Annotated in this window: 12 protein-coding genes; 3 read left to right on the top strand and 9 right to left on the bottom strand. The window is 71.1% G+C overall.

Annotated elements, in window-relative coordinates; translation table 11 throughout:
* Nucleotides 1-364: 364 nt before the first annotated feature.
* The 5 genes from CM1CMNOD_RS07000 to CM1CMNOD_RS06980 form a co-directional block, all read right to left on the bottom strand.
* Nucleotides 365-1,489 carry a glycoside hydrolase family 6 protein gene (locus tag CM1CMNOD_RS07000; RefSeq protein WP_013872968.1) on the bottom strand — a complete coding sequence of 375 codons (1,125 nt, stop codon included), beginning with the start codon at nucleotides 1,487-1,489 and terminating at the stop codon, nucleotides 365-367.
* A 12-nt stretch (nucleotides 1,490-1,501) separates the two neighbouring features.
* A complete protein-coding gene (locus CM1CMNOD_RS06995) occupies nucleotides 1,502-3,097 on the bottom strand; it encodes a kelch motif-containing protein (RefSeq protein ID WP_013872967.1) in 1,596 nt (531 codons plus the stop codon).
* Nucleotides 3,094-5,394 (bottom strand): glycosyltransferase family 2 protein, encoded by a 2,301-nt coding sequence (locus tag CM1CMNOD_RS06990; RefSeq protein WP_237703024.1) that lies wholly within the window; start codon nucleotides 5,392-5,394, stop codon nucleotides 3,094-3,096. The genes CM1CMNOD_RS06995 and CM1CMNOD_RS06990 overlap by 4 nt, the downstream gene beginning before the upstream one ends.
* Nucleotides 5,395-5,860: 466 nt before the next feature.
* Nucleotides 5,861-6,421: a hypothetical protein gene (locus tag CM1CMNOD_RS06985; protein ID WP_013872965.1), complete on the bottom strand. Its 561-nt coding sequence runs from the start codon at nucleotides 6,419-6,421 to the stop codon at nucleotides 5,861-5,863.
* 311 nt (nucleotides 6,422-6,732) lie between these two features.
* Entirely contained in the window at nucleotides 6,733-7,992 is a 1,260-nt protein-coding gene (locus CM1CMNOD_RS06980) for a glutamate-5-semialdehyde dehydrogenase (RefSeq protein WP_013872963.1), read from the bottom strand.
* Nucleotides 7,993-8,456: 464 nt separating this feature from the next.
* Between CM1CMNOD_RS06980 and CM1CMNOD_RS06975 the strand changes: the two genes are divergently transcribed.
* Both CM1CMNOD_RS06975 and CM1CMNOD_RS06970 read left to right on the top strand, forming a co-directional pair.
* Nucleotides 8,457-9,749 carry an exonuclease SbcCD subunit D gene (locus CM1CMNOD_RS06975; RefSeq protein WP_013872962.1) on the top strand — a complete coding sequence of 431 codons (1,293 nt, stop codon included), beginning with the start codon at nucleotides 8,457-8,459 and terminating at the stop codon, nucleotides 9,747-9,749.
* Complete coding sequence (locus tag CM1CMNOD_RS06970; protein ID WP_013872961.1) at nucleotides 9,749-13,438, top strand: AAA family ATPase; 3,690 nt, start codon at nucleotides 9,749-9,751, stop codon at nucleotides 13,436-13,438. The genes CM1CMNOD_RS06975 and CM1CMNOD_RS06970 overlap by 1 nt, the downstream gene beginning before the upstream one ends.
* 115 nt (nucleotides 13,439-13,553) lie before the next feature.
* Here CM1CMNOD_RS06970 and proB read toward each other — a convergent pair whose 3' ends face one another.
* The 4 genes from proB to rplU are packed head-to-tail and all read right to left on the bottom strand — an operon-like array spanning nucleotide 13,554 to nucleotide 16,879.
* Nucleotides 13,554-14,672, bottom strand: a complete 1,119-nt coding sequence (proB, locus tag CM1CMNOD_RS06965; RefSeq protein ID WP_013872960.1) for a glutamate 5-kinase — start codon at nucleotides 14,670-14,672, stop codon at nucleotides 13,554-13,556.
* Nucleotides 14,669-16,237 carry a GTPase ObgE gene (gene obgE, locus CM1CMNOD_RS06960; protein ID WP_013872959.1) on the bottom strand — a complete coding sequence of 523 codons (1,569 nt, stop codon included), beginning with the start codon at nucleotides 16,235-16,237 and terminating at the stop codon, nucleotides 14,669-14,671. Before obgE ends, proB begins: the two co-directional genes overlap by 4 nt.
* A gap of 48 nt (nucleotides 16,238-16,285) precedes the next feature.
* A complete protein-coding gene (gene rpmA, locus CM1CMNOD_RS06955; protein WP_013872958.1) occupies nucleotides 16,286-16,555 on the bottom strand; it encodes a 50S ribosomal protein L27 in 270 nt (89 codons plus the stop codon).
* Between the two features lie 6 nt (nucleotides 16,556-16,561).
* Nucleotides 16,562-16,879, bottom strand: a complete 318-nt coding sequence (rplU, locus tag CM1CMNOD_RS06950; RefSeq protein ID WP_013872957.1) for a 50S ribosomal protein L21 — start codon at nucleotides 16,877-16,879, stop codon at nucleotides 16,562-16,564.
* Nucleotides 16,880-17,088: 209 nt separating this feature from the next.
* Here rplU and CM1CMNOD_RS22270 point away from each other — a divergent pair.
* Nucleotides 17,089-17,385 (top strand): hypothetical protein (locus tag CM1CMNOD_RS22270; protein WP_207387473.1); only part of this gene is annotated, 297 nt, incomplete at its 3' end.

The following is a 17,385-nucleotide window of genomic DNA, read 5'->3' as shown; positions in this document are numbered from 1 at the left end:
GCGGCCCGGCCGCCACCCACCCGAGCGGGGCGAACCGGTATGCGGGCCCGGCATGAAGGCCCGGCATGAAGGCGTTGTTCTGTTTCGCGACGGCCGGGCACCGGGAGCGCTCCCGGCCGGGAACACAATCCGCTGAATCACGCCAGAACGGGCGGCCGGCACGCCGGAACCAATGCGCCCGGCCAGCGGCAGGCCGATTCCCCGGCGCCTCACGAAACGGCACGCGGCGCACGGTCACACCGATTTCGTCCATGAGCTGGCTCATCCCGGACCGTCCGCGCCGGCACCGGGAGTACCGCCGCGGACGGGTCCGGGAACAGCCGGGGTACGGCGGACCGCTGCCCCAGGGCAGCAAAGGTCCCGCTCAGGACGTGGCGTTACGGACGAGTTCGTCGGCCTGGGCCGGCCACCAGGTGCCGGCTGAAGGGTTGTTCCGGCCGCACTCCCCGTCGCTGACTCCTGGCACCTTGATCCAGAGGAAGGCGTCCGCGCGTGGGTTGCCGGTGTCGGCCGTCGGCGTGATGCCCAGCCCCCGCCCCGGCGGGTTGCACCAGGCGTCCTTCAGGCCGCCACTGGCCGGGCCGCGGCCGTTGCGTGAGGTGTCGACCACGAAATGGCTGCCGCCGGTCAGCGCCGAGATCATGTCGGCGCGGGCCACCTCGTCCTGGGTGTGGTAGTAGTTCGACACGTTGACGGCAAACCCGCGGGCCCGCTGTACGCCCGCCCGCTCCAGGCGGTCGGCGATGACCGGTGCGTCCGTCCAGCCGCAGTTGGCCCCGTCCAGGTACACGCTGGTGCCGGAAAGCCCACCGTAGACGTCGACGGCGTCGTTGAGCAGCTGGTAGCGCTCCTCCTGCTCGGCGTGCCCCAGGTGGTCCAGCTGCGCCAACGAGTCGGGCTCCAGGACGATGACGGCGTTGCGGTGGCCGATGCCCGCCGCGACCTTCCTGGTGAAGGCCCGGTAGGAGCCCGCGTCGGGTAGACCGCCGGCGGAGAAGCCCGCGCTGACGTCACGGTGCGGGATCGCGTAGACCATGAAGACAGCGGTGCTGCCGGTGCGTTCCGCCTCGGCCGCGCGTGCCGCCACCTGGGCCTGGACGCTGTCCCCCAGCCAGTCCCCGACCGGGTAGGCCAACGGTCTGGTCGCGATCGTCGCGGCGGCCGTCCCAGCCGCCGGGTTCTGGCGCGTCACCTGAGCCGGCTGGCTGTTGGGGTCGACGAGAAACGGTGCCCGGGGCATCGGGCCGCGCGGGCCTGGCCCCTCCACCGCGCCGTGGCCGGCGGGGTCCCCGGCGGGGCACTGCGGGCCGACCGCGGTCAGCGCGGAGGTCGTGGCCGGGGGCGGGTCCGGCCCGTCCGAGCCACCGCACGCGGACAGCACCGAGATGGCGCCGGCGACCGCGGTGACCCTGACCCGGGCAGCGCGCCGCGACCGGTCAGCTCCCGGCCCCCGCTCCCTCGTGACACAGCGGACCAACCTGGAGATCAATACAAGCCCTCCTCATCCAACATGAACCCAGGTGGCAACGGAGGGAACACCCTCGTCGTTGGTCACAAAAAGCATGTACCAGTCTGACGGAAGCAGGTTGGGGTTCTCGGGGACGTCCAGTGTGACGCTGCCTCCTGTCTGTTGGGTGATCGGCAGCGCCACGGAGCGTTGCTCGGTGTCGGTGACATGGGTGTAGGCACCCGGTCGGATCAGACGCACCTTCGACGCTGGCTGGGACGACTTCACGGTGATGGCGGCGCCCCGGGTGATCTCGGTCGGCGCCTCGGAGACCGCCGGGCGCTCGCCCTTGTAGAGGTAGGGCGGGGAGTACACCTCGACCCGGGTCTCGAAGAAGTTGTCGTCGCTCAACGGGTTGGAGCCGAAGACCGCCACCCGCCCGTCCGGCAGCAGTATGTACTCGGAGTGGTAGTCACGGCCGACGTGCGGATCGGCCGCCGGGGTGAAGCTGTTGGTGTCCGGATGGTAGATCTCGGCGGTCAGGGAGTCCTTGGCCCGGTAGCCGGCGGAGCCTCCGGAGACCAGCACCGTGTCGTCGGGCAGGACGACGGCCCCGGGATACCGTTTGGCCAGCGTCAGGTTCGGGCCGCTGACGTAGGCGGGCTCGGGCGCGGACAGGTCGACGATGGCGGTCCGGGCGCTCGCGGCCTGGGTGTCGCCGACGCCGCCGCCTGCGATGAACATCACCTTCTGGTCCTGGGCCGGCGCCAGCATGATCGTCCCGGCCGTCTCGTTGATCTCTGGTTCGGGCAGCCCGTTGACCGGCTGGAAGGAGTTGTCCGCGAGGTTCCACAGGCCGGGCTGGCGCTCGGAGACCTCCGCCGGGCCGTAACCGGCGTTGGCGCCGGAGAAGAACAACCGGCCGTCCGCGGCGAGCAGCAGGGACGGGTAGGTAGGGAAGATCTTCTTCAGGTAGTGGCTGTCCGTCCACGTCCTGGTGGCCGCCCTGAACAACTCGGTGTTGCCCTGGTCGATGTCGCCGTTCTCGTTGAGACCGGAGACCGACACCACCGTGCCGTCAGCCAGGGTCACCAGGGTCGGATACCAGCGCGCGTGGATCAGGTCAGCGGTCTTCTCGTACCGCTCGGTGTCCGGGTTGAAGATGTAGGAGTCCTTCAGGCCCTGGTACTCGTGCTTCTTGCCGTCGGGCGAGTCCTGTGCCAGGACCTCGTACTTCTTCGTCCCCCCGGCGATCAGCAGGTTGCCGTTGGGGAGGAAGGCGTGCCCCGCGCAGAAGACGTCCCATGGTGTGTAGACGTCGGTGAAGGTGTTCGCGACCGGGTCCCACAGCGCGGTGGTGAACTTCCCCGCGTCGAAATTGGCCTGGTCGTTGCCGGAACCGGCCATGAGCAGGACCTTGCCGGTACGCAGCAGAGCCGCGTGAATGGACCGGGTGCCGTTGTCGGCGACGATGTCCCAACGCCCGTGGGTACGCATGTAGTCCGGCTGGTTGGACTGCCATTCGGCGTACTGCTCACTGGCCCACGACACGGCGAACGGGCCGTTCCCAACAAGAATCAGAACAAGCAGAATACTGAACTGAACCAGCCGCCGTCGGCGTACCCGGCGTTTCTGGGTGGATACCATCATGTCAGTTCCTCGAGCAGTCCGTCACCGGAAACACGGCGACGGCGTGGCGTGAGTTTCATAGTGGCCTCCTCCGTGTAGGTGCCCGGTTCCGGGCGCCCACGGGCAGGACCTCCCGCCGCCGACTGTTCGGCCGAGGCCGCCACCGCGACCACGGACCGCCCCCCGCGCCCGGCACCGTCCTGGGTGCGGCGGGTTGGCTTCCCCGGCTTCGCGGGCTTCCCCGATCCGGATCCGTGCGTGGGTCGGATCAGTTTCTGCGTGGTCTCCTCGGAGTAGCCGATCGGCTGGAGCGAGGACAGCACCGCCGGCAGGATGATCGTCTGGGTGGCCTCTTCGCGGTATCCGCCGGGCGCGGAGGCCGACAGCGCCGGCACGACCGTCGTCTGGGTGACCTCCTCGCGCCGCCCGCCGGACGCGGGCGCCGACAGCGTGGCCGGCCGCTTGAGCACCTTCGTGACTTCCTCGACATACCCCGAGGAGGAGGCGGCCGGCGCGACGACCGCGGGCACGGGCTTCTCCGGAGTCGTTTTTTTCGGTCTTCCCGGCGCCACTTTTTCCGGCGCTGATTTTCCTGGCGCCGTGGACGATGCTTTTTCCGCCGTGGCGATGACCACCGTGGTCTCGGGCACCGCTGTTCTGGTTGCCGCGGAGGCGCTCACCGGGGCTTCGGATGCCGTCGCCTGATGGGGTACGCCCGACTGCTCGGACGCCACCGCCGGCAGCAGGCCGGGCTCGCCGACGGAACGCAGCCGGCCGGCGATCAGGGACCCCCACCACATGAAGATGGGGAGCAGGCAGATGATCAGCGACAACGCCGCCCAGACCATGTTCGCCGGATACACATGGCCGAAACCGACCGCGGCGGCGACGGAGAGCCCGGATATCGTCGCCCAGAAGATGTGTTTACGGAAGGTCAGCAGCCGGTCGGGGCTGGCGCTCTGCCCCTTGGGCGTGACCACGAAACCGAGCGGACGCCGCAACAGCGCGCCGACGAAGGCGGTCGAGTAGAACGGCGTGCACAGCATGGAGACGAAGATTCCGGAGATGCCGGCGGTGCCCTTCTCCTCATGCGGGCTGATGTTGAACCGTCGCAGCCAGATGTAGAGCAGGAGCCTGGTCACGGCCACGTCGATGTAGAGCGCCATCCAGGACGATATCTGCACGGTCACCCCGGTCGACCCCAGGGCCATGTAGCTGACCGTGAGCATCATTCCCATCAGCCAGGTGAGGGCGACGGTCGGATAGTGCAACATCAGGGTGGAGTAGTGCAGGCGGTGTCCCCACGGCAGCTTCCGCAGCCGGCGTACCGACTCGGTGACCATGACCTCGTTGGAACCACGAGCCCACCGCAACTGCTGACTGAAGAAGTCGGTCCAGGTAGCCGGCCCCTCGCCAACCGCTACAACGTCCGGCGTGTACACCGACTTCCAGTGCCGTCCGGAGGTAGGCTGATGCTCTCCGTGTACAGCAAAAGAGGTGGCCAGATCCTCGGTGATCGAATCCTGGAACCCGCCGATCTGTCGCCATGCCGACACCCGATAGGCGTGGTTCGTGCCGACGAACATCCCGCAGTCGAACCGGTTCGCGGCCCGCTGGATGACCGAGTGGAACATGTAGTTCTGCGCTTCCGCGCCCCGGGTCAGGAAGCTGTGGAAGTTCCCGTAGACCTGCGGCCCCACGACAAAGGCGACATCGGGGTCGCGAAAGTAGCCGAGCATGCGCGAGGCGAAGTTCGGCAGCGGAATGTGGTCGGGGTCGACCGACAGCACGACGTCATAGGAGGCGCCGTGGGCGTCCAGCCAGGAGTTGTGGTTGCCATGCTTCGTCTTGGCCCGGAACCTCCCTTTCGGCTGGTTCCACCTTTCGACCCCTTTGCGGCTGAAATGGTTGACCCCGAGGTCCTTGCACATCTGGCGGACCGTCGGGTCGTTCCCCTCGTCGAGCAGCCAGATGTCGATGGGTGTGCCGTAACGGATCTGCCGGGCCGCGATCAGGGTGTCGCGTACGACGTCCAGCGGCTCCTTCGACGGGACGATGGTGGTCGTGAACGCGATCCGCAGGCCTGCCGGCGGCCGGACCGGCACCGGGTTGCGCATGATGTAGGCGGCCCAGCAAAGAGTGACCGAATTAAGTAACCGGATGCCCTCGGAGACGACGATCGTCCAGAACATGACCAGGTTGCCGATGCGCACCGGCGTCGGCAGGTACCTGCTCTTGGGGAAGTGGCCCGGCTGGATCAGCCAGACGAAGAACAGCGACGACAACCCGACGGTGGCTATCAACAGCGGCAGCACCATCCAGAGCTCCCGCCCTACCATCACCTTACGGTAGGCAACGCGATACTCTGTGCCAGCAGGCGGAAGGGTAAGCGGACCCGCGAGCTTCGAGAAGGAGGTGTAGTCGTAGGCCAATTCTCTTCCAAGGACTCGTGCCACCCGCGGGTTGCGGTCAGCGCCACGACATACGTCGCATGCAGATCACACGTCGCATGCAGACCGGTGAACCGGTCCACGTCGGGACAGGGATGGGTGCCAGGTATTCATCCGTCGTCGGCACGTTCACGGCCAGCGGTCCGCCGACCCGGGTGGGGCCGGGCGTCAACCGCGTGCCGCTGGCGCCATGCCCGGATCGATCCGTGCTGGTTGCGATCTACCAAGGACGTCATGCCGTCAAGGCGCTATGGCGGCCGCGGAACACCGCTCCCGGAGTCGGGCCGGCGGGCGCGCCGGACCAACGCGCAACGGGCGTAACAGGCGCCTGGCGTCACCGGGCTATACCACCGGACACGTCACCGGATATGCCGCCGGAGGGCCGCCTGGAAGTGCCGGTCACCCGCCACGCGGACCGGCCGAGAAAAAGCCCACCGAGGACGAGCGCGACACCGGCTACGAGACTGAGCCACAGACCCAGGCCCACCTCGGCGGTGGCCACGGGATTGTCCGTCTGGAACGTGCCGATCCGCAGCCGCAGAAGCTTGGCGGCTATCACGTCCCCTGCATTGATCTTGACAGCGCTGAGGACGACAATAGCGCCACCCACGACGGGCAGCGCCAGCCCGAACGGGCGGGCACGGGGGATCTCGGACAGCAGCACGCTGATGACGACGCCGAGAATGCCCAGTCCGAGCACCACCTTGCCGTGCCAGGACAGCTCCAGTCCCGATCTGTTGCTGTGCAGCAGATCGGCACCCCGGTCGGTGAGGGTCGCGCCCGCCCACGGCAGGAACGTCCCCACCACGGCGATCAGTCCCGCCACACCGCACGCATAAACAATCATGTCCGCCGTGCGCGACCTGGCACCCGTCGGCACATCCTCATCCGACACGGCGTTCCCTCCGTCGTTCGCACAGCCACACCATGGAATTTCGACATCCGACGCCCCCCGAAACGCTCGAACGAGCAGACCGTCTCTTGTCTGATCACGGTTCGGACCAGGAGACAAGTAACGGAATGTCCAGAGCTATCCCCCCTACCGAGCCAGAAGCGTACCTGGCAGCACGACCCGGCCGTCGGCGTCCCCCTGTTCGGCCAGGTCACCGACCTGATGCCCACCCGCGGGCAGCCCCGGCCGCCCGGCGTCCAAGGACACGGACCACCGGCTCCACAAAAGCATGATCGCGCCGCTGGCGCCCCGCTCTAAACCACCAGATGGCCGTCGCCGACGCCCACCCAGGTGGTGGAGGTCAGCTCGGTCAGGCCCATCGGCCCACGGGCGTGCAGCTTCTGGGTGGAAATTCCGATCTCGGCGCCGAAACCGAACCTTTCACCGTCGGTGAAGCGGGTCGAAGCGTTGACCATGACCGCCGCGCTGTCGCAGGTCGCGATGAACCGGCGGGAGGCGGCCAGCGAACGGGTCACGATCGCCTCCGTGTGCCCGCTGCCCCACCGGCGGATGTGCGCGACGGCGTCGTCGAGGGAGTCCACCACCCGCACCGCCAGGTCCAGCGACAGGTACTCGGCGGCCCAGTCCTCCTCCGTCGCGGACAGCGCCGACGGGTCCTGGGAACGGACCGCGTCGTCGCCATGGATCGTCACCCCCGCCTGCCGCAGCGCCGCGAGCACCCGCGGCAGGAAGACGTCCGCGACACCGGCATGCACCAGCAGCGTCTCCGCCGTGTTGCACACCGACACCCGCTGGGTCTTCGCGTTGAGGACGATCGCCAGCGCCTGGTCGAGGTCCGCGTCGACGTCGACGTAGACGTGGCAGTTACCGACCCCGGTCTCGATCACCGGCACGGTGGACTCCTCCACCACGGTCCGGATCAGCCCGGCGCCGCCGCGCGGGATCAGCACGTCGACGAGACCGCGCAGGCGCATGAGCTGCTTGACCGACTCGTGGTCGGCGCCGGGCACGAGCGCGATCGCGTCCGCGGGCAGCCCGGCCCCGGCCGCGGCGTCCCGCAGCGCCGCGACCAGCGCCGCGTTGGTGCGCAGGGCCGAGGCGCTGCCGCGCAGCAGCACGGCGTTGCCGCTCTTGAGGCACAGGCCCGCGGCGTCGACCGTCACGTTCGGGCGGGCCTCGTAGATGATCCCGACCACGCCGAGCGGCACCCGGACCTGACGCAGCTCGATCCCGTTGGGGAGCACCCGGCCACGCACCACCGTGCCCACCGGATCCTCGAGCAGCGCGACCTGGCGCAGGCCGTCCGCGATCGCGGCGAGCCGGTCAGGTGTGAGGGTGAGTCGGTCGATCATGGCCTCGCCGGTGCCCGCGGCCCGCGCGGCGGCCACGTCCGCGCCGTTGGCCGCCAGGATCGGCCCGGCGCCGGCGAGCAGCGCGTCCGCCATCGCGTGCAGCGCGCGGTCCTTGTCCGCGCGGGACAACGGTGCGAGCACGGCCGCGGCGTCACGCGCCCGGACCGCGGTCTCGCGGACATCCTCCGCAAGGCTGTTCATGACCAGTTCCTCCCGACCTGACGCTCGTCCGACACGCCACGCCCAGCGGCCGGAAACGACACGATCATGTTCCCGGGCCACCGGAGGACCGCGTGTGCAGGGCGGCGGACCGACGGCGGCACGATCATGCTCCTGCCGCCGGGGCCCGCGTTCCTCAGACCGCGCAGGGCCGGGGCGGCACGACGATGTTCCCGCACCCGGGGTCCCCACCGGATCCAGGGCTCCCACCGGCTCGGCGACGCCAGCCCGGGAGCCCGGAAGCCGGCCCGGGGCGTCCGGACGGCCCACATTTCCGTGGCACTACGAGGTTACCGGCGTGTCAGGGCAGCCACGAGGATTCCCCCACGGGCCGCCGGCGGCCCGGTCACGATTTCCGTGGCGGCACGGGTTCCGTGGCACCACGGGCACGCACACAAACCGTACCCGCGTGCGGAAGCATCGGCGGCGCGTCCTACCGTGCAGACATGCTCGTGCTGCATACATCCGACTGGCACTTCGGGCGTACTCTGCACCGATTTGACCTGTTGGCGGCGCAGGCCGCCTTCGTCGACCATCTTGTCGAGGTCGTCCGGGCCGAACGCGTCGACCTCGTCGTGGTCAGCGGGGACGTCCACGACCGGGCCATCCCACCGGTCGCGGCGATGCGGCTGTTCGACGAGGCGCTGTCCCGGGTGCGGGACGCCGGCGCGCACGTAGTGGTGATCAGCGGCAACCACGACGCCGGCGCCCGCCTCGGCGACAAGGCCGGGCTGCTCGACCCCCGGGTGCGCATCAGGACGGACGTGTCCGCCATCGCCACCCCCGTCACCATCGAGGACGCGCACGGACCCGTCCACGTCTACGCGCTCCCCTACCTGGAACCGGCGGCGGTGGCCGACGCCCTGCCGGCGGTTCCCATCCCGGGCCCCGACGACGCGGCCCACCCTGGCGACACGGTTACGACGACAGATAGCAGCAGAGAAGATACGAATAGCAATAAATCGACGACGGTCAGCGATATTGTGAACACGAAAAGCAATGAAAGGGCCCCGATCGGTGCTGGTAGAGCGCTGTCGCACGCCGCGACGCTGGGCCGGGCCATGCGGGCCGTGCACGCCGACCGGGCCCGGCGCGGCGGCCGCAGCATCGTCTGCGCCCACGCCTGGGTCAGCGGCGGCCAGGCCAGCGAAAGCGAACGCGACATCAGCGTCGGCGGGCTCGCGGCCGTCCCGGCGAAGCTCTTCGACGGGGTCACCTACACCGCGCTCGGGCACCTGCACCGGCCGCAGGCGCTGGACGAGGGCCTGCGCTACAGCGGCTCGCCCCTGCCCTACTCGTTCTCCGAGGCGGGCGACGTCAAGTCGTCGCTGCTGGTGGAAATCGACGCGGACGGCCTGTGCGGGCTGGAGGAGATCCCGGTCCCCGTGTACCGCGGCCTCGCCCGGTTGCGCGGCCGGCTGGCGGAGCTGATGACGGCCGTCGACCACGAACGGCACACCGCCGACTTCGTCTCGGTGGTGCTCACCGACCCGGTCCGCCCGCTGGACGCGATGGCGACCCTGCAGCGCCGCTTCCCCTTCGCGCTCACCCTCAGCCACGAGCCCGCCCTCGACGCCACCGGCGACGAGCTCACCTACGGCCGGCGCGTCCACGGGCGTTCCGATCTCGCGGTGGCCGAGGCGTTCGTCACACATGTGCGGTCCGAGCCGAGCGAGCGCGAACGGGCCCTGCTACAGGCGGCGTTGGACGACGCCCGCCGGGCCGAGGACGCGGCCTGATGCGCCCGCACCGGCTGGAACTCGCCGCCTTCGGAGCCTTCCCCGACAAGATCGAACTGGATTTCGACCGGCTCGGAGCCGGTAGCCTAGTCCTACTGTGCGGCGAGACCGGCGGCGGGAAGACCACACTGCTCGACGCGCTCGGCTTCGCCCTCTACGGAGTCGTTCCGGGGCTGCGGGCCCGCGCGAAGGACCTGCGCTCCCACCATGCCGGCGCGGACGCTCAGCCGCGTGTGCAACTGGAGTTCAGCGTGTCCGGGCAGCGTTACCAGATCACCCGGACGGCCGCCTGGGACAGGCCCAGGCGCGGCGGCGGGGGCAGCTCCCGAGTGAACCCGACCGCCCTGCTCAGGCACCGGACCGACACCGGCTGGGAGTCCGTCGCCCAGCGCAACGAGGATGTCGGGCTCGAGATCGGCCGGCTGCTCGGGATGACCGCCGAGCAGTTCTTCCAGGTGATCATGCTACCGCAGGGGCGCTTCGCCGACTTCCTGCAGGCCGACCACGATGCGCGGGAACGGCTGCTCAAGCGGCTGTTCGCCGTCAGCCGGTTCGAGCACGCCGAACAGTGGCTCGCCGACCAGGCCAAGATCGCGGGCGAGCGGCTGGCCGCCGCCCGCGGCGACCTCGCCCGGGTGGCGACCCGGGCCGCCGAGGCCGCCGCGGCCACCGAACCGAACGATCTCGAGACCGACGCCGACTGGGTCGCCGGCCTTGCCGCTGCCGCGGACGCCGCCGCCCGCACGGCCACGCAGCATGCCGGAGCAGCCGCCGAGGCCCGCCGACAGGCCGAGGAGTCGCTCGACCTCACCCGCGGGCTCGCCGAACGCCAACAGCAGCGGCGTGAGCTCGACGCCAGGCTGGCGACACTCGAAGCGCAGCTCTCGGCGATCGAGGTCATGGCCGCCGAGCTGGCCGCCGCCCGCCGTGCCGCCACCGTCCGCCGTGCCCTGGACCAGGTACGGGAGCGGGCGGACGACCTGACCCGGGCACGGCTGGCCGAGGACGCCGGCCGCCACCGTCTGGAACTGCTCGGCGCCCGGCACGACGTCGACGTCGACGAGCTGGCCCGGCTGGCCCGGGTCGCCCACACCGACATGGGACGCCTCGAGCAGTTCGCGAACATCCTGACCGCCGCCGACGCGGACGACGCCGCCGCCACGGCGGCCGACATCGACGCCGACACGCACGCGGCCGCCGTCGCCACCCTCACCGGATACCTGCGCGCCGAGCTGCCCGAACAGCGCCGTACCCTCGAGGCCAGGCACAGCCGTGCCAGGGCCGCCGCAACCGCCCTGCCAGGCGCACGCGAGCAGGCACGGACGGCCGCCGAGCTGGCCGCCGCCGTACGCCGACGGGGGCAGGCCCTCACCCATGCGCACGACGCGGAGCAGTCCGCACGGCTGGCCCGCGAGCAGGCCGGTGACATCCGTCAGCAGCGCTTCGACGCGATCACCGCGGAGCTCAGCGCCGCCCTGGTCGACGGTTCGCCCTGCCCGGTCTGCGGTTCCCTCACGCATCCCGACCCGGCCGAGGCCCGCGCGGACCACATCAGCAAGGACGACGAGCTCGCGGCCGAAGCCATCGCCAACCGGCTCGCGACGCAGGCCACCGACGCCCGCCGCGACGCCGACCGGCTCGACGAACGGATCCGCACGCTGACGCGCGCGCTGGCCAACCAGGTGGAGCCCGCCACCGCCGTCCCCGGGCCCGCCGGCCCGGCCGCCCCGGGGCAGACCGCACCCGCGGCCGACCTCGGCCCGGCCGGTGACAGGACTGGCGCGATCGGCACAGCGGGCACGGTGGGCACGGTGGGCACGGTGGGCGTATCGACCACGGCGAACACCCCGCCAACAGCTCCGGCGCCGGCGAACCCGGCGCCTGCGAACCCGGCGAACAACACGGTGTCCGCGAACGCGACAACGGCAGGTGCGACAACAGCGGACACGCCGGTGGTGGACGTCACGGCGGTGGGTCCGGCCGGCGGTACGCGCGTCGAGTCCGTCGCACCGCGCGGCCCGTTGCCCTCCGAGGATGTCGGTAGCGGGCCTCCCCGCCCGGTCAGGGCGTTCGCGACGGTAACCGTCCTGGGCGTGCCCGACCCCGTCCCCGGCGGGAACGACGGGAAAACCGATCACAGGAATGATCGTGGCAACGCTGTCGATCACGAAACCACCGGTCGCGAGAACACCGGCCGCGCGGCCGCCGGGCACGCCGACCGCAGGACCGCCGACCCCAGAGCCACCGGCCACAGCGCCGCCCAGCACGGTCCCGCCCAGCACGGTCCCACCGATCGCGGGAGCGACCGCCAGGTCGAGCACACCGATCACCAGGCTGATCATCATGCCGATCACAAGGTCGCCGGCCACGGTGCCGCGGACGGTGTCACACGGCTGGAAGGGCTGCCCGCAGGCCCCGAACTGCCCACCGTGCTCCCCGTCGACGCGTTCGAGCAGGCCGCGGTCGGCCTGGCGGACCGGGCCGAGACGCTCGCCGCGCAGGCCGACGACCTCCCGGCCGCCGAGCGGGCGCTTGAGCGGGTGCGTCAGGAGGAGACCCGGGCCGCGGCCGACCTGGCCGGCCACGCCGCCGGTGAACAGCTCGCCCGCACCCGGGCGCAGGAGTGCCGGGCCCGGGCCGAGCGGCAGCGGGCCAGCCTGCCACCGGAGCTACGGGACGTCGGGCGGCTGGCCGCCCGCCAGCGCGAGGTCGCCCAGTTCGCCGACGCCTACTCTGACTGCCACGCGGCCGCCTCAACCACGGCCCTGGCCGAGGAGGAGTACCGCCGCGCCGCGGCCGGCGCGAGCCACGACGCCCACGCCGCCGGCTTCCCGGACGTGGCCGCGGCCCAGGCAGCCTGCCGGGAGGAAGGCTGGATCGTCGACACCGAGGCACGCCTGACCGCCCACCGCGACGACCTTGTCGGTGTGCGGTCCCATCTGGCCAGCCCCCAGCTGGCCGTTGATCCGGACAGGCCGGCGCCGGTGGCCGAGCGGGAGGCGGACGCGCTCGCGGCCCGGCAGCGGCACGAAGCGGCGCTCACCGAAGCGGCGCGCGCCGACGACCGGGCCCGGCGGCTGTCCGACCTGGTGCCCGCGTTCGCCGCCGCGTTCGCCGCGGTACCGCCGCTGCGCGAGGCCGCGGAGGAACTGCGCGGCCTCGCCGAACTGGCCACGGGCCGTGGCGGCAACCGCCACGGCATGCCGCTGTCGAGCTTCGTCCTCGCCGCCCGTCTCGAGGAGGTCGCGACCGCGGCGAGCGGACGCCTGTCGGCGATGAGCGGCGGCCGGTTCACCCTCGTCCACGACAGCGGTGAGCGGCGGGACCGGCGCCGGCGGGCCGGCCTCGGCCTGCTGGTCGAGGACGCCTGGACGGGTCGGCGGCGCGACACCGCCACGCTGTCCGGCGGGGAGACCTTCCAGGCCGCCCTGTCCCTGGCGCTGGGCCTCGCCGACGTGGTCACCGCCGAGTCCGGCGGCCAGGCGATGGACGCGCTGTTCATCGACGAGGGGTTCGGCAGCCTCGACCCGGACAGCCTGGAGGAGGTCATGAACGTCCTGGACAGCCTGCGCTCCGGTGGCCGGCTGGTCGGCATCGTCAGCCATGTCGCGGACCTGCGCCAACGTATCCCCACCCAGATCACCGTCATCAAACAGGCCAACGGCAGCCACGTACGCACCACCGTCTGAGCTGACTGGCTGTTGGTACGGAAGCTGTAGGTGAAAACCGCTGTTGTCACGACGTTTTCCACCTACGGCGGCGGCAGCCGTAGGTGGAAAACGTCGTAATGACGACGGTTTCTGCCTACGGCTTCCGTTGGAGGAGCACGATGTCGTCGCGGTGGACGATCTCCCGTTCGTAGGAGGAGCCGAGTTCCGCGGCCAGATCGAACGTCGAGCGGCCCAGCATCCCGGGCAGCTCCGCGGCGTCGTAGGCAACCAGCCCGCGAGCGACCGGCTGCCCGGACGGGTCGACCAGGTCCACCGGGTCACCTGCGGCGAAGTCGCCGTCGACCTTGGTGACCCCGGCCGGCAGCAGCGACACCCGCCGGTCCACGATCGCGTTCACCGCCCCGTCGTCGAGGAACAGCCTGCCCTGCGGGGTGGTCGCGTGCTCCAGCCACAGCAGCCGGGACGCCCGCCGCGGGCCGCTCGGGTGAAAGACCGTCCCCACCTCGGCGCCGGCAAGGGCGGCGGCGGCGTTCGCCGCCGAGGTGATGAGCGTCGTGACCCCGCCCGAGGCCGCCATCCGGGCAGCATCGATCTTGGTTGCCATGCCGCCGACGCCCACGCCGGCGCTGCCGGCGCCCCGGGTGCCGACCCCCTCGAGGTCGGCGTCGTTCCGGACCTCGCGGATCATGGTGGCCGAGCCGCGCCGGGGGTTGGCGTCGTAGACGCCGTCCACGTCCGAGAGCAGGACCAGCAGGTCCGCGGACACCAGATGCGCGACGATCGCGGCAAGGCGGTCGTTGTCCCCGACCCGGATCTCCTGGGTGGCCACCGCGTCGTTCTCGTTGACAACGGGGACCACGCCGAGTTCCAGCAGCCGGTCGAGGGTGGTCCGGGCGTTGCGGTAGTGGGTGCGACGCACCACATCGGTGGCGGTGAGCAGCACCTGGCCGACCTGGTGGCCGGCGCGTCCGAACGCGGTCGCGTACCGGTGCACCAGCATGCTCTGCCCGACGCTGGCCGCAGCCTGCAGGGTTGCCAGGTCCCGGGGGCGGCGGGTCAGGCCCAGCGGCGCGAGCCCGGCGGCGATGGCTCCCGAGGAGACCAGTACCAGCCGGCCGGCCCGCGGCAGGAGCGCCCGGACCAGGGCGTCGACGCGGTCGCCGTCGATACCGCCGGCCGCGGTGGTCAGCGACGACGAGCCGACCTTCACCACGACCCGGTCGGCCCGCAGCACGAAATCACGGACGGTCACGCTCTGGCCTCGTCCGCCAGGCCTCCGGGTCCGTCGGGGCCGCCGAGGAGGCCAGAGCTGTCACGGCTGTCGATGTCATCAGGGGTGTCCGGGCCGTGCAGGTCGGCGTTCCGGCCGGCGAGGGCCTCGCGGTCACGGGCCCGGCGGGCGAGCCGCTGCGCACGGGTCAGCCGGGTGGAGGTGAGCAGTCGGTCGTCGCTGCCCCGCGGGCCGAGGGTCGACTCCGGCCCGGCCGCCCCACCTTCATGATCATCGATGATCCGGCCGGCGCGGCGGCTCAGCTGCGGTTCCCAGTCGAAAGTGACATCACCGATGGTGACCGCCACGCCGGACTCCGCGCCCAGCCGGGCAAGTTCGGCCTCCACCCCCAGCCGGGCGAGGCGGTCGGCGAGAAAACCGATCGCCTCGTCGTTGCTGAAGTCGGTCTGCCGGACCCAGCGCAGCGGCTTGGCACCGGTCACGACGAACCCGTCGTCCTGCGCACGCACGGCGAAGTCGGGTTCGTCGACCGCGCGGGGCCGAATGATCACCCGCTGGAACGCCTGCGGCGGCCGCGCGGCCCGATGCTCGGCGACCCGTTCGGCCAGCGCGAGCGAGAGCGCCCGCACGCCTTCGCGGGTCGCGCTGCTCACGGCGAAGACGTCCAGCCCACGGGCGGTGATCTCGGAGGTGACCAGCTCCGCCAGCTCACGGGCATCCGGGACATCGATCTTGTTGAGGACGACGGCCCGTGGCCGGTCGGACAGGTCCGTCGAGTAGGCCGCGAGCTCGGCCTCGATCACGTCGAGATCGGTCAGGGGGTCGCGACCGGGTTCGAGGGTGGCGCAGTCCAGCACGTGGACGATGAGCGAGCAGCGTTCGATATGGCGCAGGAACTCCAGGCCGAGCCCACGCCCGGTGCTCGCGCCGGGTATGAGGCCCGGGACGTCGGCCACCGTGTACGGGGCGTTGTCGCCGGCTTGTACCACGCCGAGGTTGGGTACCAGCGTCGTGAACGGGTAGTCAGCGATCTTCGGCCGGGCGGCGCTGAGCACCGACACCAGCGAGGACTTGCCAGCGCTGGGGAAACCGACCAGCGCCACGTCCGCGACGGTCTTGAGCTCGAGGACGGCGTCCAGCTGCTCCCCCGGCTCCCCGAGTTCCGCGAACCCGGGGGCTTTGCGCCGAGTGGAGGCAAGCGCTGCGTTGCCACGCCCACCCCGCCCGCCGCGGGCGACGACCACCGAACTACCAGCGCCGACAAGATCGGCGATCTGCTCGCCGTCCGGCCGCAGGACGACGGTGCCGTCCGGTACGGGCAGGACAAGGTCGGCGCCGTCGGCGCCGTGCCGGTTGGAGCCCTGGCCGGGCCGTCCACCAGAGGCCCGCTGGTGCGGGTGGAAGTGGAAGTCCAGCAGGGTGGTCACGTCCGGGTCGACCCGGACGATGACATCACCGCCCCGGCCGCCGTTGCCGCCGTCCGGCCCACCGAGCGGCTTGAACTTCTCCCGGTGGACCGACGCGCAGCCATGCCCGCCATCACCGGCGGTGACGTGAAGGATGACGCGGTCAACGAAGGTGGGCACCGCACCGCTGCCTTCCTCAACCGCGGCCGACCGGCAACACCCGCCTGATCAGGCGGACAGAAGCTCCTCGACGGGTATGACGTTGATGACCCGGCGTCCCCGCCGGGTACCGAACTGGACATGCCCGGCGGCCAGCGCGAACAGTGTGTCGTCGCCACCGCGGCCGACCTGCGCGCCGGGGTGGAAGTGTGTGCCGCGCTGCCGGACGATGATCTCGCCGGCGTTGACGTACTGGCCGCCGAAACGCTTCACACCGAGACGCTGGGCGTTCGAGTCGCGGCCGTTGCGCGACGAGCTCGCGCCCTTCTTGTGCGCCATGTCGCTTCAGGCCTTCCCGGGCTCGATACCGGTCACCCGCAGCCGGGTCAGCTTCTGGCGATGACCCTGCCGCTTGTGGTAGCCGGTCTTGTTCTTGAACTTGTGGATCCTGATCTTGGGACCCTTGACGATCTCGACGACCTCGGCGGTCACCTCGACGGACGCGAGCGCGTCCCTGTCGTGGGTCACCACGTCGCCGTCGACAAGCAGAAGCGCGGGCAGACTGACGGCCGCACCCGGCTCGCCCGGAACGAGCTCGACGTCGACGACATCGCCGACGGCGACCTTGTGCTGCTTGCCGCCGCTGGCCACGACCGCGTACACCGGTTCTCCTTGCTGAAGTCGGACGGGCATTGGAGCACCCGAGGACGGGGCGGCCCGACCGCTGATCGGACACCGCCACCCTCAGAGGCTCTGACTGGCGCGGCAGAACACCCCGCGCCTAGCCCCGATTGCACTACCTTAACACCGCTGGCCAACCACACCGCCGCTGGCCAGAACACGCCGCTGGCCAGAACACCGCCGGCCAGCCGTTGATCAGTTATCTGACCAACCACACCGACGCCGACGGCCGACGTGAACCGCCACGACGTTACCACCATGCCGGCCAGCCCCCGCGGCGGCACATACCGGCCCGCACGACAGGCCCGTGGCGCAAGGCGCCCACACCCACCCAGCAGGCGCATCCGGCCATGGCACGGATGAGCCATGGCGTCCCGCTCACCAGCACGCAACCATCGACGCTGGAGAGGGCTGCCCGGGCCGACCGGCAGCCGACACGACAGCTCCAGCCAGACGGGGGTGCACGGTGGGGTGGGTCACGGTGGGGT

Source organism: Protofrankia symbiont of Coriaria myrtifolia, from assembly GCF_900634755.1.
Classification (GTDB): Bacteria; Actinomycetota; Actinomycetes; order Frankiales; family Frankiaceae; genus Protofrankia; species Protofrankia coriariae.
The sequence above is the reverse complement of the archived record's forward strand: the minus strand, read 5'-3'. Positions and strand labels throughout refer to the sequence as shown.

Coding starts and splice junctions, on each gene's coding strand:
- CM1CMNOD_RS06980 (WP_013872963.1), bottom strand. CDS start 7,992: ATGAACAGCCTTGCGGAGGATGTCCGCGAGACCGCGGTCCGGGCGCGT.
- CM1CMNOD_RS06970 (WP_013872961.1), top strand. CDS start 9,749: ATGCGCCCGCACCGGCTGGAACTCGCCGCCTTCGGAGCCTTCCCCGAC.
- CM1CMNOD_RS06995 (WP_013872967.1), bottom strand. CDS start 3,097: ATGATGGTATCCACCCAGAAACGCCGGGTACGCCGACGGCGGCTGGTT.
- CM1CMNOD_RS06990 (WP_237703024.1), bottom strand. CDS start 5,394: ATGGTGCTGCCGCTGTTGATAGCCACCGTCGGGTTGTCGTCGCTGTTC.
- rpmA (WP_013872958.1), bottom strand. CDS start 16,555: ATGGCGCACAAGAAGGGCGCGAGCTCGTCGCGCAACGGCCGCGACTCG.
- CM1CMNOD_RS06975 (WP_013872962.1), top strand. CDS start 8,457: ATGCTCGTGCTGCATACATCCGACTGGCACTTCGGGCGTACTCTGCAC.